The 14,811-nt window shown below is 70.9% G+C and carries 17 protein-coding genes; 10 read left to right on the top strand and 7 right to left on the bottom strand.

Features of this window, described 5'->3' with window-relative positions:
* Nucleotides 1–52: 52 nt before the first annotated feature.
* From OG245_RS04755 to OG245_RS04745, 3 genes are all read right to left on the bottom strand, one after another.
* A complete protein-coding gene (locus OG245_RS04755; RefSeq protein WP_371622299.1) occupies nt 53–547 on the bottom strand; it encodes a hypothetical protein in 495 nt (164 codons plus the stop codon).
* An 804-nt stretch (nt 548–1,351) separates the two neighbouring features.
* The gene (locus tag OG245_RS04750; protein ID WP_371622298.1) at nt 1,352–1,663 is read right to left on the bottom strand and encodes an EthD family reductase; all 312 of its coding nucleotides are present in this window, start codon (nt 1,661–1,663) and stop codon (nt 1,352–1,354) included.
* Nucleotides 1,656–1,853 carry a hypothetical protein gene (locus tag OG245_RS04745; protein ID WP_371622297.1) on the bottom strand — a complete coding sequence of 66 codons (198 nt, stop codon included), beginning with the start codon at nt 1,851–1,853 and terminating at the stop codon, nt 1,656–1,658. Before OG245_RS04745 ends, OG245_RS04750 begins: the two co-directional genes overlap by 8 nt.
* A 140-nt stretch (nt 1,854–1,993) precedes the next feature.
* Here OG245_RS04745 and OG245_RS04740 point away from each other — a divergent pair, with 140 nt between their 5' ends.
* On the top strand, nt 1,994–2,290 hold the full coding sequence (locus OG245_RS04740; RefSeq protein WP_371627806.1) for a winged helix-turn-helix transcriptional regulator: 297 nt from the start codon (nt 1,994–1,996) through the stop codon (nt 2,288–2,290).
* A 492-nt stretch (nt 2,291–2,782) separates the two neighbouring features.
* Nucleotides 2,783–3,316 (top strand): GNAT family N-acetyltransferase, encoded by a 534-nt coding sequence (locus OG245_RS04735; RefSeq protein WP_371622296.1) that lies wholly within the window; start codon nt 2,783–2,785, stop codon nt 3,314–3,316.
* A gap of 420 nt (nt 3,317–3,736) precedes the next feature.
* On the opposite strand, the gene OG245_RS04730 is transcribed toward OG245_RS04735, so the two are convergent.
* On the bottom strand, nt 3,737–4,396 hold the full coding sequence (locus tag OG245_RS04730) for an ABC transporter permease (protein WP_371622295.1): 660 nt from the start codon (nt 4,394–4,396) through the stop codon (nt 3,737–3,739).
* Nucleotides 4,397–4,758: 362 nt separating this feature from the next.
* Here OG245_RS04730 and OG245_RS04725 point away from each other — a divergent pair, with 362 nt between their 5' ends.
* From OG245_RS04725 to OG245_RS04695, 7 genes are all read left to right on the top strand, one after another.
* Nucleotides 4,759–5,634, top strand: coding sequence for a HipA family kinase (locus OG245_RS04725; RefSeq protein ID WP_371622294.1), 876 nt, complete (start codon nt 4,759–4,761; stop codon nt 5,632–5,634).
* Nucleotides 5,631–6,014, top strand: a complete 384-nt coding sequence (locus tag OG245_RS04720) for a DUF3037 domain-containing protein (protein ID WP_371622293.1) — start codon at nt 5,631–5,633, stop codon at nt 6,012–6,014. Before OG245_RS04725 ends, OG245_RS04720 begins: the two co-directional genes overlap by 4 nt.
* A gap of 220 nt (nt 6,015–6,234) precedes the next feature.
* Nucleotides 6,235–6,996 (top strand): 3-oxoacyl-ACP reductase FabG, encoded by a 762-nt coding sequence (gene fabG / locus OG245_RS04715; RefSeq protein WP_030582031.1) that lies wholly within the window; start codon nt 6,235–6,237, stop codon nt 6,994–6,996.
* A 31-nt stretch (nt 6,997–7,027) separates the two neighbouring features.
* Nucleotides 7,028–7,783, top strand: coding sequence for an SDR family oxidoreductase (locus tag OG245_RS04710; protein ID WP_371622292.1), 756 nt, complete (start codon nt 7,028–7,030; stop codon nt 7,781–7,783).
* Between the two features lie 118 nt (nt 7,784–7,901).
* Complete coding sequence (locus tag OG245_RS04705) at nt 7,902–9,482, top strand: ABC transporter substrate-binding protein (protein WP_371622291.1); 1,581 nt, start codon at nt 7,902–7,904, stop codon at nt 9,480–9,482.
* Between the two features lie 92 nt (nt 9,483–9,574).
* Nucleotides 9,575–10,258 (top strand): uracil-DNA glycosylase, encoded by a 684-nt coding sequence (locus OG245_RS04700; RefSeq protein ID WP_371622290.1) that lies wholly within the window; start codon nt 9,575–9,577, stop codon nt 10,256–10,258.
* 115 nt (nt 10,259–10,373) lie between these two features.
* Complete coding sequence (locus tag OG245_RS04695; RefSeq protein WP_371622289.1) at nt 10,374–10,895, top strand: hypothetical protein; 522 nt, start codon at nt 10,374–10,376, stop codon at nt 10,893–10,895.
* 30 nt (nt 10,896–10,925) lie between these two features.
* Here OG245_RS04695 and OG245_RS04690 read toward each other — a convergent pair whose 3' ends face one another.
* Nucleotides 10,926–11,396: a hypothetical protein gene (locus OG245_RS04690; protein WP_371622288.1), complete on the bottom strand. Its 471-nt coding sequence runs from the start codon at nt 11,394–11,396 to the stop codon at nt 10,926–10,928.
* 174 nt (nt 11,397–11,570) lie between these two features.
* Nucleotides 11,571–12,083, bottom strand: a complete 513-nt coding sequence (locus OG245_RS04685) for a DinB family protein (protein ID WP_371622287.1) — start codon at nt 12,081–12,083, stop codon at nt 11,571–11,573.
* 143 nt (nt 12,084–12,226) lie between these two features.
* On the opposite strand from OG245_RS04685, the gene OG245_RS04680 reads away from it, so the two are divergent.
* Nucleotides 12,227–13,132, top strand: coding sequence for a Gfo/Idh/MocA family protein (locus OG245_RS04680; protein WP_371622286.1), 906 nt, complete (start codon nt 12,227–12,229; stop codon nt 13,130–13,132).
* Here OG245_RS04680 and lnt read toward each other — a convergent pair.
* Nucleotides 13,056–14,750 carry an apolipoprotein N-acyltransferase gene (lnt, locus tag OG245_RS04675; protein ID WP_371622285.1) on the bottom strand — a complete coding sequence of 565 codons (1,695 nt, stop codon included), beginning with the start codon at nt 14,748–14,750 and terminating at the stop codon, nt 13,056–13,058. The two genes, OG245_RS04680 and lnt, sit on opposite strands and share 77 nt — an antisense overlap.
* Between the last annotated feature and the right edge of the window lie 61 nt (nt 14,751–14,811).

Genomic DNA, 14,811 nt, shown 5'->3' with positions numbered 1-14,811 from the left:
CCGATGGTCCCGCGCCCTCGGGTCGCCCGAGCACCGAGAGCGTAGAGGCAGGTCACGCGGCCAGTGCGCCGCCCAGCAGAAGCAGATGTGCCGCGACGAACACCAGGGGCACGAGGCGCTCGGACGTCCCCAACTCGGCGTAGCGCTTGCGCCGGCCGACGATCGGGTCGCGGCGCAGGGCTTCCCACTCGTCCGCGAAGATCTTGACCGGGAGGCGCTCCTCGATCTTGTTGATGCCCTTGAACTTGGCGGTGTTGAGGTCCCGGTAGCTGCGAAGCTGGAGCCACCAGGTGGCGGACAGGGTCACTCCGGCCAGCGCCACCGCGAGCGCCGCCCACCAGGAGGACTCGGAGAGCTCCGGGAATCCGAAGCCGACGAGGCCCACGAACGCGGTCTGGACGGACAGGAAGAAGGCGTTGGCGGTCCCTCGGCGCGCGGAGACGCGGTCGGCCATCTCCACGGCGAGCTTGTAGAGCTCAAGGATCTCCGTGATCTCCGTGCGATGGCCCGGATCGTTGTGATGGTCCGGTTCGTGAGGCGTTGTCACCGGTGGCCCCCGGCAGGTGCTTCGGGATGGGGCCACGCCGATGCGCGGAGTCCGTGGGACGTCTCCTTGATCGCCCCGTCATGCAGACCGAAGGGCGAGTCGGGCCTCTTCGGCTGCTCTATCAGGAGGCCCTTGAGCGTCTTGTCGTAGTCGAAACCGCCACAACCGACTAACACACGCTTCCGCATCGGTGCTCCCTACTCCAGGTGGACGTACCTGCGCGCATCGTAGGGGGCGCCATCGACGAACAGAAAGGATCCCAGGGCATGTGGACTCCCTGGCATCTCCCCAGAGCCGTTCGCGCGCGGATTTCGTGCCCAGCCCCTCCGGAGACGGTCGTGCTGCGCAAGGTTGAAGAGACGGGTGACCTGGAAAAGTGTGGGAAGAGGTCGAGCGACCCGTTATGTCACGCCCTGTGAGCGTCCGTCGGACAGGCCGGGCGAACCCGCCCCTCACCCGGCACCACCCAGCCAAGAATCCCCATGCTCTAGCCGTTGACCAGGACATACACCGATGTCCGCCTGGAGTCCTAGGGCGTGTTTCGAAAGTCCCGCCTGCTCGGCGACGCCTGGCACTTCCCCAAGCTCTCGGCTTCGCTCGAGCAGGGGAGGCCCCATCCCTCGCCGCGTTGTCGGGATCACCCCGATACATCCAGTATCGGGGCGACCCTCCGCCTTGCGATCGCACGCACCAGACGCCGCCGAGCCCGCCCTCCGGGCGGACGGCGCTACTTTCGAAACACGCCCTAGTCGGCCCCAGCCTTAAGCGGCCGACCGAACGCGTCCCGGAGCGTACCGGCCTGCCTCAGCCGGTGCCGTCCTGCACCGGATAGTTGATGACGACCAGACCGCCGGTGGCGTAGTTGACGACATCGGCGGCCACCCGCTGGCCATGCGGCGACGCCAGCGCCGCGTCCATGGCGGCGGCGTCAGCGAAATCAGCTTCGAAGACCGCGAAATACGGGGCTTCTCCCTCGGCCGCCGCTACGTCGAAGCTGTAGCGCCACGCAAGTGGGCCGGGCCAATTCCTGACCAGCGGAAGGTGGTTGTTCACGTAGTAGTCGCGGAAGTGGTCAGGGTCGGCGGGCTCGTAATACAGGACCAACGACCTATGCATGAGGACCTCCGTCCAGGGACGTCAGCCGGCTGCCCAACTCGTAGCGACCCCACCCGTGCATGGCGCCGGCCATCGGGAGGTCTCTGGCGAACATGCGGAACAGCGGCGGGGCGTCCCCGGGCATCATGCGCGCGAGCCGTGCGCCGGCCTGGTCGGTGCACGGCGGTTCCAGCAGGGCTATCCGCGACATCGGCTCTCCCGTCGAGTTTGTTTCGAAATCAGAAACACCCGGGTGGATGCTAGTGTTTCGAATAAAGAAACACAAGGAGGGTCATGCCGACGCCGCGCCCAGGAACGCCGGTTCGTGGATCGACGACCGGCCGCCCCGTCATGGCCGCGATGGACCTGTTCGGCCGTCGGTGGGCGCTGCGAATTCTCTGGGAGCTGCGTGCGGGGCCGCTCGGTGCACGCGCGCTGCTGGCACGGTGTGAAGGGCTGTCATCCAGCGTCCTCTACCAGCGGCTCCGCGAACTCGCATCGAGCGGGATCGTCGCGTCCTCGGCCGACGGCTACGAGCTGACTCGGCTGGGAACAGCACTCCGTGATGCCCTACGTCCGCTCGACGAATGGGCGATCGCCTGGGCGCAGGAGCAAGAACACGACGATCAGGAGCCCACGGAGACGTGAAGGTCACGCCCGGCCGGCCCGCATGTAGCCCGTGGGCTGCGGTGACGCCCACCGCGGCCCGGACGTCTTGAGGTACTGCTCGATCTCCCGGTGCGCGCGTACGGACAGGAGGGTCCATCCGCCTACCGGGTTCAGGGACGCACCACCGGACATCTCCATGCCGCGCTCGGAGTCATTCGTAGGTGCACCTGAACGGCAGGCCGACGACGTGACGGTCAGCCTGTCGCCCCACGTTCCCGGCCGCATCGCTGCCGTCATTTCACCTCGACATCCACAAGCCAAATGATCACCAGGTGTGAATGCCTCCTGCCGACGGGCAGGTCTACGCTGTGACCTGCGGCCACCGCATGATCTTCCGTCTCCACACACCGATGATCAACAATGGCCGCACCTGTTCCCGCAGTGGCCCCTGCCAGCGTGACCGAGCATCCCTTCTGGCCACCCTGAGTGCTTCGGTTGCCCAGGGTCCGGCACGAACAGGATCATGGCGAGATGACAGACCGCCTCTCTTCCGCACCGCCAACCGTGGTGCGACTCACGGAGTACACGAAGACCGAGCAGATCGAAATCATCGGCGACAGTGCCGATCCCTTCGGTGTCGCAGACGCCGGATTGACGTGGCTGCCCAAGGACGATCATTTCGGTATCAGGCAGAAGGGCCGCCTCGTCGCACACGCCGGTCTGCTGCGGCTCCCCCTATCGATCGGCGGGGCCGGCACGCAGGTGGTGGGCGTCGGCGGGGTGGCTGTTGCGCCTGATCTGCGCGGGCGCGGACTGGCACGACTGGTCGTGTCGGCGGCCGTGGACCACGCCCGGACGATGGGGCCACAGTACGGGCTTCTCTTCTGCCGGCCGCCCCTCGTTCCGCTGTACCAGCGACTCGGCTGGCGAACTGTTGAGCAGGACGTCCACGTCGAACAACCCGAGGGGCCCGTGATCATGCCGCTGCGAACCATGTGGACGCCACTGTGCGACGGTGCGAATTGGCCTGCCGGAGAGGTCCGCCTCCTCTCGCTCCCCATGTGATCGATGGCGCCGGCGGGCCCCGTCCCCGGTTTTACGCCCCTCACCCGTGGTGATGACTGAGCACGGGATCGCCGCCTCCGGTGCCCACCGGCCAACCGAAGCGCCCCATCACCACCAGCAAGAGCACGATCTACGTCTGGTGGAGCACTGCCGCGGGGCACCCCAGGAGTGGCGACCCGCGGCAGCTGTTCCTCACAGGCCGTCACCGCGAGGAACGGTGTACGGCAGCCGTCGTCGATGGTGCCGCACTGCGCGGCGCTCCTTCCAGGACAACCGCGCGCAAGGGGCATTCGCCACAGGACGGGCGGCGGATCGGTCCGCGAGACGATTTCTCATCGGCCGGCCTGCCCTCCTGATCGTGTGCGAGGCCCGGGCGTGACATCCATGGCGGCGGCTCGCCCCATCGCCGGAAGGTGCCCCTCACCCGAGGGTGATGCGCCGGAACCTCCTGAGCGCGAGCAGCATGAACGCGCCCGTGATCAGGCACGCGCAGACCACGGCGTAGGGGAGCGCGTGCACGACCGGCCAGGTGTCGCTCGTCGGAAGGCCGGCCGGCGGCGGGTTGCCGAAGAGCTGTCGGACCGCGGTGGCCGTGCCGGAGACCGGGTTCCATTCCGCGATCGTCCGCAGCGGGCCGGGCATGGTGTGCGTGGAGACGAAGGCCGAGGAGACGAACGTGACCGGGAAGAGCCAGATCAGCCCTGCGCTCTGCGCGACCTCGACGCTGCGGGCCATCAGCCCGATCGCCGCTCCCACCCAGGACATCGCGAAGGCGAAGAGGAGGATCAGCAGGTAGGCCAGGAGCGCGTCGACAGGCGACGCGGTGATCCGCCAGCCCACCAGCAGCCCGCACAGCGAGGTGACGACCAGGGTCACCGTGCTCATCGTCAGGTCCGACAGGGTCCGGCCCAGCAGCACCGCCATGGCGGGCATCGGCAGGGAGCGGAAGCGGTCGACGATGCCCTTGTCCATGTCGTTGGCCAGGCCCAGGGCGGTGAACGCCGCGTTGAACGTGACGGCCTGGCGAAGATGTTCCCCGCGGTGGAAGGCCCGTGGGGGACGGCTGTCGCGGGGCGTCACTCTCCTGGGCGCCCCGCGACCTTCATGCCCTGTGCGCGCTCGCGGCGGCGAGCGTGCCGTAGATGACGAGGCTGTCCCTGTGCTCGCGGCGGCTGCCGCCGCGGGAGCCCGGGCGGGCGAGCTCGTGCGGGCAGGTTCACCACCCGTGGGCGATCACCCTCGGTTACTATGCTCACTTCGTGCCGGAAGCCGGCGGCAAGGGGCGCGGCACCGTCGACGGTCTGCTGCGGGAGCGGGGAGGCCGACTTGTCGGCCGGGACTCCCGGATTCTCCCCGGTGCCGCCGACCGGTGATTCCTGCCTGTACGGCCCGGAGATGTCGTCCGTGGATGGTAAGGCTGATGAGATGGGTGGCCCGGAGAAGTGTTGGAAGAGGTCGTAGCGACCCGCTATGTCACGCCCCTGCGGGAGGGCGGCTCGCTCCCGGGGATCGTCGAGGCCGACGATCTCGGCACATACGTCATGAAGTTCACCGGGGCGGGGCAGGGCCGTAAGACGCTCGTCGCGGAGATCATCTGCGGGGAGCTCGGCCGTCGGCTGGGGCTGCGGGTGCCCGAGCTGGTGACCATCGAACTCGACCCCGTCATCGGACTCGCCGAGCCCGACGAGGAGGTGCAGGAGCTGCTCCGCGCGAGCGGCGGACTGAACCTCGGGATGGACTACCTGCCGGGCTCGTTCGGGTTCGATCCGCTCGCCTACGAGGTCGGGGCGGCCGAGGCCGGGCGGATCGTCTGGTTCGACGCGCTGATCAACAACGTCGACCGCTCCTGGCGCAACCCGAACCTGCTCGTCTGGCACGGCGACCTCTGGCTCATCGACCACGGCGCGACCATGATCTGGCACCACAACTGGCCCGGCGCCCAGGCCTCCGCCGCCAAGCCCTACAACGCCTCCGACCATGTCCTGGCGCCCTTCGGCCCGGACATCGCGGCCGCGGCCGCCGAGCTGGCCCCGCTGGTCACCGAGGACCTGCTCACCGAGGTCGCCGCCGACGTGCCGGACGTCTGGCTGGCCGACGAGCCCGGCTTCGCCTCCGCCGACGAGGTGCGCCGGGCCTACATCGCACCGCTGCTCGCGCGGGCCGCCGACATCCACGGGCGGATCACCCTGGAGGCGCCGGCCGCGACCCGGCCCTCCCAGGCCCCGGGCTGGCTCACCGAGCGGCTGCCGCCGCGGCAGAAGCCCGGCGGCGACCGTGCCGCGGCGGCCGCCCGTACCGGCGAGGAGGGCGGCCGATGACGCGCCGCGATGTCTTCGAGTACGCGCTCCTGCGCGTCGTGCCCCGGGTCGAGCGGGGGGAGTGCTTCAACGCCGGGGTGCTCGTCTACTGCCGGGCCCACTCGTTCGTCGCCGCCCGCACGCACCTGGACGAGGCGAAGCTGAAGGCGCTGGACCCGGGGGCCGATGTCCTCGGGGTGCGGGCCGCCCTGCGCGCCGTCGAAGGCGTCTGCGGCGGCGGCGCGGGCGCCGGCCAGGCGGCGGGCGACGACGCCGGGCGGCGGTTCCGCTGGCTGATCGCCCCGCGCTCCACGGTCGTCCAGCCCGGCGCCGTGCACAGCGGCCTGACCACCGACCCGGCCGGCGAGGTGGAACGGCTGCTCGACCTCCTCGTGCGCTGATCCGCGCCCCGGTCGGACCGCGACGTCGCAGCGGCGGGTGCTCCCGCCCGGTGTGACGTGCGGCCCGCCGGGGCGTGCGCCGTTGACACCGGGTGCCAGGGCTTCTAGCGTCTCGTCCTGCTGAAGGTACTAAGCGGTTGCTCAGCGATCGGGAGCCTTTCTGTCAGGGAAACGCGCCGACGCCCGCTGAGCCCCGATCCAAGGGCGAGGAGAACCAAGCATGTCCACCACCGAGCAGCGCGTCGCCATCGTGACGGGAGCGGCGCGGGGCATCGGCGCCGCCACCGCCGTACGTCTCGCGGCCGAGGGCCGTTCCGTCGCCGTACTCGATCTCGACGAGGCGGCCTGCAAGGACACGGTCGAGAAGATCACCGCCGCCGGGGGCACCGCGCTCGCCGTCGGCTGCGACGTGTCGGACGCCGGCCAGGTGGAAGCCGCCGTCGCGCGGGTCGCCGCCGAGCTGGGCGCGCCGACGATCCTCGTGAACAACGCGGGCGTGCTCCGCGACAACCTGCTGTTCAAGATGAGCGAGTCCGACTGGGACCTCGTGATGAACGTGCACCTCAAGGGCGCGTTCCTGATGGCGAAGGCCGTCCAGGCCCACATGGTCGAGGCCAAGTTCGGCCGGATCGTCTCGCTCTCCTCCTCCTCGGCCCTCGGCAACCGGGGCCAGGCCAACTACTCCGCGGTCAAGGCGGGGCTCCAGGGCCTCACCAAGACGCTCGCCAAGGAGCTCGGCAAGTTCGGCGTCACCGCCAACGCCGTCGCGCCCGGCTTCATCGTCACGGAGATGACCGCGCAGACGGCCGCCCGCGTCGGCATGGGCTTCGAGGAGTTCCAGGCCGCGGCCGCCACCCAGATCCCGGTCCAGCGCGTCGGCCGTCCCGAGGACGTGGCGAACGCCATCGCGTTCTTCGCGGGCGACGACGCGGGCTTCGTCTCCGGCCAGGTCATGTACGTGGCCGGCGGACCCCTCAACTGATCCGGAAGCGATCCGAAGGGCAGCGGACAACATGACGGTGCAGGACAGCGGAAAGGTCGCCCTCGTCACGGGCGCGAGCCGGGGCATCGGCTACGGGATCGCCGAGGCGCTCGTCGCCCGCGGCGACCGGGTGGCCATCACCGGGCGGGGCGAGGACGCCCTCAAGGAGGCCGTCGAGCGGCTCGGCTCCGACCGGGTGATCGGCATCGCGGGCAAGGCGCACGACGAGGCGCACCAGGCCGTGGCGGTCGAGCGCACGATGGAGGCCTTCGGCCGGGTCGACTACCTGGTGAACAACGCCGGGACGAATCCGGTCTTCGGCCCCATGGCGGAGCTCGATCTGAACGTCGCCCGCAAGGTCTACGAGACCAACGTGATCTCGGCGCTGGGCTTCGCCCAGCAGACCTGGAGGGCCTGGCAGCAGGAGAACGGCGGGGCGATCGTGAACATCGCCTCGGTCGCCGGGGTCTCCGCGTCGCCGTTCATCGGCGCGTACGGCATGAGCAAGGCGGCGATGGTCAACCTGACCCTCCAGCTGGCGCACGAGTTCGCCCCGGTCGTCCGGGTCAACGCCATCGCCCCGGCCGTGGTCAAGACCAGGTTCGCCGAGGCCCTCTACGAGGGACGTGAAGCGGAGGCGGCGGCCGCCTATCCGCTGGGCCGGCTCGGTGTGCCCGAGGACATCGGCGGTGCGGCGGCCTTCCTCACCTCCGCGCAGTCCGACTGGATCACCGGCCAGACCCTCGTGGTCGACGGGGGAATTTTCCTCAACGCCGGCGTGGGCTGAGAGTGGCCTGAGCCGATTTGGCCCTGATTGAGTCAAGTGCCCCGCCGGGCCAGCGGATTGACCCGGTGGGGCGCTGCGGTATGGTCTGCCGACCCATGGCTGATCGAGGAGCGTGCACGTGTTCTACCGGGCCAGTCTGCAGGCTGCTGCAGCCCTAGCTTCCCTTTCTCTGCTGGCCGGCTGCGGTCTCCTTTCCGACAGTGGATCGGAAACGGACCAGAAGATAACCGTCGGGACGACCAGCTCCCCGTCCACGCTGGATCCCGCGGCAGCCTGGGACGGCTCCTGGGAGCTGATGCGGAACGTCTACCAGACCCTGGTGAGCTTCCCCTCCGGCAGCACGAGCCCGGAGCCGGACGCGGCGGACTCCTGCAAGTTCACCGACGCCACGAGCATGGCGTACCGGTGCACGCTCAGGAAGAACCTCACGTTCTCCAACGGTGAGAAGCTCGACGCCGAGGCCGTGAAGTTCTCCATCGACCGCATCGTGGACATCCACTTCAAGGGCGGCCCGGCCGGGATGCTCGACTCCCTGGACCGGATCGAGACCAAGGGTGACGACACGGTCGTCTTCCACCTGAACAAGTCCGACGCCACGTTCCCGTTCATCCTGGCCACGCCCGCGATGTCGCTGGTCGCTCCCCGCGACTACCCCAAGGACAAGATCCGCGACGACGGCAAGGTCACCGGTTCCGGCCCCTACCTCCTGGAGTCCTACGAGGACCGGGTCACCGCCGAGCTGAAGAAGAACCCGGACTACAAGGGCTTCGCCGACCGGAAGAACGACGCGGTCACCATCCGCTACTTCGAGCAGTCCGCCGACATGGTGACCGCGCTCAAGGCGGACGAGATCGACGCCACCTACCGGGGCCTGACCGCCGAGGAGGTCGTCAGCCTGGAGGACAACAAGGACGACAACGCCGGCCTCCAGATCGTCGAGAGCACCGGCGCGGACATCCGCTTCCTGGTCTTCAACCCGAAGGACCCGGCCGCCGCGAACCCGGCCGTCCGCAAGGCCATCGCCCACGTCGTGGACCGCGACGCCCTCGTCGCCAAGGTCTACCGGGGAACGGCCGAGCCGCTGTACTCCATGGTCCCCAAGGGCATCGCCGGACACACCACGAGCTTCTTCGACACCTTCGGCGACCCGGACGTGAAGAAGGCGAAGGACATCCTCACCGGGGCCGGCATCACCAAGCCCGTGAAGATGAAGTTCTGGTACACCACCGACCGGTACGGCTCCTCCACAAAGCCCGAGTTCGAGGAGCTGGGGCGCCAGCTGGAGGCGTCCGGGCTGTTCGAGATCACGCTCCAGGGCGAGCCCTGGAAGACCTTCCAGGAAGGCTTCAACAAGGGCGAGTACCCGGTCTTCGGCCGCGGCTGGTTCCCGGACTTCCCGGACCCCGACAACTTCATCGCCCCCTTCGTGGGCAAGGAGAGCGTCACCGGCACCCCGTACATCAACAAGGAGATCACCCAGCAGCTGATCCCCGCCTCGCGGCAGGAGAGCGACCGGGGTGCGGTCAGCAAGCAGTTCGAGCGGGCCCAGGAGATCCTCGTCGAGGACGTCCGCCTGCTGCCGCTGTGGCAGGGCAAGCTGTACGTCGCCTCGGGCGAGGACATCGGCGGCAGCGAGCGCGCACTCGACCCGCAGACCGTGATGCAGCTGTGGGAGCTGTACCGCAAGGCCAGCTGGTAGACGCCGTACGGAAGGGGCTCCCGGGGTCCGTTGTCAGTGGCGCCCGGTAGGTTCTGGGATCAAGAACCTGTTGCTCACCGGAGGTTGTGGACGTGACCGATATCGACCTGCTGCCCGAGTCCTGGCGCGCCGTCCTCGGCGAAGAACTCCAGAAGCCGTACGTCAAGGAACTGGCGGACTTCGTCGAGGAGGAGCGGGCGAAGGGACCCGTGTATCCGCCGCGCGAGCAGGTCTTCGCCGCCCTGGACGCCACACCGTACGAGAAGGTGAAGGTCCTCGTCCTCGGCCAGGACCCGTATCACGGCGAGGGCCAGGGGCACGGGCTCTGCTTCTCCGTACGGCCGGGCGTCAGGACGCCTCCGTCGCTGCGCAACATCTACAAGGAGATGCAGCAGGAGCTCGGTCTGCCGATTCCGGACAACGGCTATCTGATGCCCTGGGCCGAGCAGGGCGTCCTGCTGCTCAACGCCGTGCTCACCGTCCGGGCCGGCGAGGCCAACTCCCACAAGAACAAGGGCTGGGAGAAGATCACCGACGCGGTGATCCGCGCCGTCGCCGACCGGCCCGACCCGGCGGTCTTCGTGCTCTGGGGCAACTACGCGCAGAAGAAGCTGCCCCTGATCGACGAGGAGCGCCACGTGGTGGTGAAGGGCGCGCACCCGTCGCCGCTCTCCGCCAAGAAGTTCTTCGGCTCCCGCCCCTTCACGCAGATCAACGAGGCCGTGGCCGCCCAGGGGCACCAGCCGATCGACTGGCGGATCCCCGAGCTCGGCTGACGGACCCCGACCCGGCCCACGGGCCCCGGCGCCCGTGTCTGACCGGTTCTGCGCAGGCCCGGCGTTAGCGTCGGACCGACGGAAACCGGCTGGACCGGCGACGGAGGAGACCGCAGTGGTGGAGCAGCAGGAGGCGTCCGACGACGCCGTCATGACCAGGATCGGCCAGGCGATCATGCTGCTCCACGGAGGTGACCGGGAGGAGGCCCGCAACCGCTTCGGCGCGCTCTGGTCGGAGCTCGGAGCGGACGGCGACGCCCTGCACCGCTGCACCCTCGCCCACTACATGGCCGACACCCAGGACGACCCAGGCGACGAGCTGGCCTGGGATCTGCGTGCCCTGACGGCCGCCGAGGGGCTGAGGACCGCCGGGGCGCCGGGGGAGGGCGACGGGCCGGGCGAGGGGCGCGGCGGAGCCCCGGCGCCGGAACACCGGGACACCCCGGCCGTCCGGGCGTTCTACCCCTCGCTGCACCTCAACCTCGCGGCGGACTACCTCAAGCTCCAGCGCCCCGACTCGGCCCGTATCCACCTCCAGCGGGCCCGCGCCGCGGCCGAGTCGCTCGCGGACGACGGGTACGGCGGCGGGGTCCGCGCCGCCATCGACCGCCTGGAGCTCCGCATGCGGGAGCAGTGACCCCTGCGGTGCCGCGCGGGGGCAGGAGCGTCAGCGACCGTACGTCTGCGAGCAGATGCGGGACTCCGGGCTGCCCGCGGGCCAGCCGCCGTACCCCCGGCCGAGCGCGCAGACGCCCGGCCCGCCGGCGGCGCGCGGCGGTGCGGGCACGGGGACGGACGGGATGCCCGGGGCCCGGCGTGGCGTCCGGGACCTCGGCTGGTCCGGGCGCTCGCGAGGACGGGAGGCCCCCGCCGGTGCGGTGCGCCGGGCCTGCGGCGGGGAGCCGGCGGCCGGTGGCGCGGGGGAGGGCGGCAGGGCCGCGGACGGGCTGGGATCCGGCACGGCCTCCAGCGCCTCCCGGGCGGGTGGCTGCACGACCTGAGGGGCCACGTCCTGGACAGGTCCGGTGGTGCCCGGCCGCGGGGAGGGCAAGGCGCGGGGCTCCACCGATACGCAGCCCGAGACGGCGGTGACCGCCAGCCCGACCAGGAGTCCCGCGGTGATTCTGGTTCTCTGCACCCGACAACTCTGCGGTGTCACCCGGCCTCCGGGGGGCCGGTGCGCGGGGAATGGCCCGCACGAGTGACCCGGTCAGCACGGTGCCCGGCCCGTGCCCACCGGGGAGGCGGCACCCGCCTCCTCACGCGGTGGCCGCCGCGCGGGCCCGGTCCGTGCCGACCGGGGACGCGGCCGTCAGTCGCCGGTGGCGCCGTCCACGCGCTCGCGCACCAGGTCGGCGTGGCCGTTGTGCCGCGCGTACTCCTCGATCATGTGCGTATAGATCCAGCGCAGGCTGAACGGCTCGCCCGCCGAGCCGACGCCCTGCGAGAAGTCGTCCAGGTGGTGCGCGGCGGCGTTCTCCCGGGCCGCCGCGACCTCCGCCCGCCAGGCGGCATCCGCCTCGGCCCAGGTGTCCGACTCCGTCACATGCCACTCACCGTCGGGGTCCTCCTCGGTGGAGTAGAGGTCCGGCAACTCCTCGCCCGCCAGCACCTCACGGAACCAGCCGCGCTCCACCTCGGCCATGTGCCGGAGGAGCCCGAGCAGCGTGAAGGCGGACGGCGGCACCGAGGCCTCGCGCACCTGGGCGTCCGTCAGCCCCGCGCACTTCATGGCCATGGTCGCGCGGTGGTAGTCGAGCCAGCCCTCCAGCATGGGGCGTTCGGCTGCGTCGAGAGCGGGTTCGGAGCGTTCCGGAAAAGTCATGGGGGCCATGGTGACCCATGATCATGGCCCTGGCCAGGGGATTCGCGAGCGGACCGGACGAGGGGCGCAGCACGGCGGCGTCGTATGCTGCCGGGGCGCGCACAGCCGCGCACCGCGGCGCGGCACGGCGACAGGGAGACCTCGTGAAGATCGGTTGCATCGGGCTCGGCGACATCGCGCAGAAGGCGTACCTGCCGGTGCTCACGGCCGTACCGGGGGTCGAACTGCATCTGCAGACCCGCACCCCCGCCACGCTCCACGCGGTCGGCGACACCCACCGCGTTCCGGCCGACGCCCGTCACACGACCCTCGACTCCCTTCTCGCCGCAGGGCTGGACGCGGCATTCGTGCACGCCCCGACCGCCGTGCACCCGCAGATCGTGGAACGGCTCATCGACGCCGGCGTCGCCACCTATGTCGACAAGCCGATCGCCTATGAGTACGCCGACTCCGAGCGGCTGGTGGCCCTCGCCGAGGAACGCGGCGTCAGCCTCGCCGTCGGCTTCAACCGCCGCTTCGCCCCGGGCTACGCGCAGTGCGCGGAGCACCCGCGCGAACTGGTCCTCATGCAGAAGAACCGGGTCGGGCTGCCCGAGGACCCCCGGACGATGATCCTCGACGACTTCATCCACGTCGTCGACACCCTGCGCTTCCTGGTCCCGGGCACCGTCGACCACACCACCGTGCGGGCCCGGATCGTGGACGGCCTGATGCACCACGTGGTGCTCCAGCTGTCCGGCGACGGATTCACCGCGATCGGCATGATGAACCGGCTGAACGGATCGACCGAGGAGATCCTCGAAGTCTCCGGCCAGGACAGCAAGCGACAGGTCCTCAACCTCGCGGACATCGTCGACCACAAGGGGCAGCCGAGTGTGCGGCGGCGCGGCGACTGGGTCCCCGTGGCCCGGCAGCGCGGCATCGAAGCCTGCGTGCACGCCTTCCTCGACGCCGTGCGCCGGGGCGAAACGCTCAGCGCCCGGGACGCCCTGGCGACCCATGAGCTGTGCGAGCGGGTGGTCCGGGAGGCCCTGGAGCAGGCCTCCTGAGCGCCCGCAGTCCCTCGACGGCGCACAGCACGGCCAGCGCCGCCAGCGCCCCGTACACCGGCCAGTCCCCGAACCGGCCGTAGAGCGTCTCCCCGCGTGCCAGCGGCAGGTCGAACACCTCCGCCGCGCTCGCGTCCGTGCCGAGCGGGCGGCCCACCCGCTCGCCCCGGGGCCCGTACGCCGCACTGATGCCCGTGAGCGTGGCGTGGACCATCGGGCGGCCGTTCTCGGCCGCCCGCAGCGCCCCCAGCGAGGCGTGCTGGGCCGGAGCCCAACTGTCCTGGAACGTCGAGGTGGCGGACTGGGCGACGATCACCTGCGCCCCGTCGCGCACCAGCCTGCGGCTCATGTCGGGGAACGCCGTCTCGAAGCAGACCAGGGGGCCGATCCGCAGCCCCGGCGCCCCGTCCGGCAGGGTCATCACCACCTGGCGGTCGCCGCGCAGCCGGTCCTCGCCCGCCGCCTTGCCCACGGACGTCGCCCACCCCAGCAGGGAACGGGCCGGGACGTACTCGCCGAACGGGACCAGACGCATCTTGTCGTAGCGGTCCCCGGTCGGCCCGCCGGGACCCACGAGCACCGCCGACTTGAAGATCCCCGACCGCCCCGAACCGTCCGTCTGCCGGGCGTCCACGTTGACCAGCAGATCCGCGCCGACCAGACGGGACAGCCCGGCCAGCCGCCGCGCGGTCTCCGGGCGCTCCCACGCACCCGCACCGATACTGCTCTCACCCCACACCACCAGGTCCACGCCCCGGCCCCGCAGCGAACGGGTCAGCTCCTCGCCCCGGTCGAAGCGGCGCGCGACGCTTCCCGGCCCCTCCACGACGCCAGGCTGCACGACGGCGATCCTGACCGCGCCGGTGCTCGTGGGCCGGGGCGCCCAGGCCGCCACCGCCGCGACGGACAGGGCGCACACCACCAGCAGGACCCCGGCGGTCGTACGGGCCGCTCGGCCGACGACCAGCAGCGCCACGCCGGTGTTCACCGCGAGCACCAGCAGACTCACCAGCCACACCCCGCCCACCGAGGCGACCCGCAGGGCGGGGGCGACCTCCCACTGACTCGCGCCGAGAAGCCCCCAGGGGCCGCCGAGCCCTTCCCAGGACCGGACCAGCTCGATCATCAGCCACCCGGAGGGCACGACCACCACGGCGGCGACGGCACGCGACGCGGAAGGGGACCCGCCGAGCAGCCGGGACACCAGCAGCCCCCAGGGAGCCCAGAGGAGCCCCAGCAGGGCGGCCAGCAGCACGATGAAGACGTGGAGGCTCGGCACCAGCCAGTGGTGCACCGCGACGACGAAGCCGATGCCGCCGATCCAGCCGTCCAGCGCGGCCCTGCGGGGCGCCTGCGCGGTGCGGATCAGCAGCAGCCAGGGGACCAGCGCGACGTAGGCGAACCACCAGAGTCCGGGCGCGGGAAAGGCGAGCGCGGGCAGCGCCCCGGCGAGCAGCGCCGCCGCGCCCCGGGTCCAGGGGGACGCGAACGCCCCTCGGCCGGCCGACGGCCCGTCACCGGGGGCGCCACCACCGGAGGCACCGCCACCGGACGTGCCCTCGTCGGACGCACCCGCCGCCTTCCGGCCGGCCGGGAGACGCCCGCCCCGGATTCGCATGCCGTGCCCTCCTCGGTCGTGCGCGGGCGGGCGGTCGCCGTCACCGCGTCAACCCCTGGAT

Source organism: Streptomyces sp. NBC_01116, from assembly GCF_041435495.1.
GTDB lineage: Bacteria > Actinomycetota > Actinomycetes > Streptomycetales > Streptomycetaceae > Streptomyces.
The sequence above is the reverse complement of the archived record's forward strand: the minus strand, read 5'-3'. Positions and strand labels throughout refer to the sequence as shown.

Excerpts from the sequence above, each read along its gene's own strand:
- OG245_RS04720 (WP_371622293.1), top strand. The coding sequence starts at position 5,631 with ATGACGCGCCGCGATGTCTTCGAGTACGCGCTCCTGCGCGTCGTGCCC.
- fabG (WP_030582031.1), top strand. The coding sequence starts at position 6,235 with ATGTCCACCACCGAGCAGCGCGTCGCCATCGTGACGGGAGCGGCGCGG.
- OG245_RS04685 (WP_371622287.1), bottom strand. The coding sequence starts at position 12,083 with ATGACTTTTCCGGAACGCTCCGAACCCGCTCTCGACGCAGCCGAACGC.
- OG245_RS04740 (WP_371627806.1), top strand. The coding sequence starts at position 1,994 with ATGGCCGCGATGGACCTGTTCGGCCGTCGGTGGGCGCTGCGAATTCTC.
- OG245_RS04710 (WP_371622292.1), top strand. The coding sequence starts at position 7,028 with ATGACGGTGCAGGACAGCGGAAAGGTCGCCCTCGTCACGGGCGCGAGC.
- OG245_RS04750 (WP_371622298.1), bottom strand. The coding sequence starts at position 1,663 with ATGCATAGGTCGTTGGTCCTGTATTACGAGCCCGCCGACCCTGACCAC.
- OG245_RS04735 (WP_371622296.1), top strand. The coding sequence starts at position 2,783 with ATGACAGACCGCCTCTCTTCCGCACCGCCAACCGTGGTGCGACTCACG.
- OG245_RS04745 (WP_371622297.1), bottom strand. The coding sequence starts at position 1,853 with ATGTCGCGGATAGCCCTGCTGGAACCGCCGTGCACCGACCAGGCCGGC.
- lnt (WP_371622285.1), bottom strand. The coding sequence starts at position 14,750 with ATGCGAATCCGGGGCGGGCGTCTCCCGGCCGGCCGGAAGGCGGCGGGT.